This window comes from Vibrio sp. 10N.222.48.A3 (genome assembly GCF_041475345.1).
GTDB classification, from domain to species: domain Bacteria; phylum Pseudomonadota; class Gammaproteobacteria; order Enterobacterales; family Vibrionaceae; genus Vibrio; species Vibrio tasmaniensis_A.
On record NZ_JBFRVX010000739.1, the window covers coordinates 1 to 1040 of the forward strand.

A 1040-nucleotide genomic window follows, 5' to 3' on the forward strand; every position below is an offset into this window, starting at 1 on the left:
GTGGTAGAGATTGCTAGCAAATGTGGCTTTAGTTCGGTGTCATCTTTCAGCCGAGCATTCAAAGCGACCTTTAACATGTCGCCCGGAGAATGGCGTAAACACGACTTACAGATAGCAGAAAAACCCTATTTGAAAGATCCCGAAGTAGCGGCGGGTTATTTGAACGTGGCGCAGAGAGTGTTACCCGAACCTAAGATCGTTGAAACACCAGAGCGCATGGCGGCTTATGTTCGACATACGGGTTATAACCGTTCCATTCGCAACGCGTGGCTGATATTGAAAGCGTGGGCGAACTCAGAACAGCGCGACTTTTCGAGCCAATTTGGTTTGCATCACTCAAACCCTGCTTGGGTTGAAATGGATCAGTGTCGCTATGTGGCGTGTATCGCGATTGATGAGCCGATTAAGTATCGCAGTGTCGTGAACCAGATGGTGATTCCGGGTGGTTTACACGCGGTATTCCGACTGAATGGCCGTTATGGTGAGCTGCTACCACAGATCAGTATGGTGTTAGAAAAGTGGCTACCTACGTCTGGCTTTAAACAGCGCTCTACTCCTGCGTATGTGCATTATCATCAGAATCATTTTCTCAACAGTGATGAAGTGTTTGAGCTTGATTTCTATCTCCCTGTGAGTTTTTATTAGTAACCCCATTTTTGAGGAATAATTATGTATCTCGTTTTGTATTGCCACAATATTGGTATGACCGATTTTTCATTCTTTGAAACAGAAGATTTTGACAAAGAAGAGGGCTATATCGTGCGAGGTAAGTGGCCGAATGAGAAAGCGTTTCGTGATTACTTAACCAAAGAGTTTGGTGACATGAGCGAGTTCCAAGTGATCGACTTAATCGCCAAAGGCGCAGAAGCAGAACACTACTCGCCAGAAGAGCTGATGCGCTTAGCTTTGTAATATCTAGTTTAATAACGGTTAACTCATCATCACCCAGTTAAGTAGCATCTTTCGAATAAACGAATAAAGAAATGGCAGCCTGATTGGGCTGCCATTTTTGTTTTAAGTTAGAGCAAATTGCTCTGTAC

2 protein-coding genes are annotated in these 1040 nt (G+C 44.3%); both read left to right on the forward strand.

Translation table 11 applies throughout. From position 1 onward, the window contains the following. Positions 1-645, forward strand: a 645-nt coding sequence (locus tag AB4653_RS19210; RefSeq protein WP_372105024.1) for a GyrI-like domain-containing protein, incomplete at its 5' end; no start/stop codon positions are given. A 24-nt stretch (positions 646-669) separates the two neighbouring features. Continuing rightward, positions 670-912 carry a hypothetical protein gene (locus tag AB4653_RS19215; RefSeq protein WP_012601190.1) on the forward strand — a complete coding sequence of 81 codons (243 nt, stop codon included), beginning with the start codon at positions 670-672 and terminating at the stop codon, positions 910-912. Positions 913-1040 lie beyond the last annotated feature (128 nt).

Coding starts and splice junctions, on each gene's coding strand:
- AB4653_RS19215 (WP_012601190.1), top strand. CDS start 670: ATGTATCTCGTTTTGTATTGCCACAATATTGGTATGACCGATTTTTCA.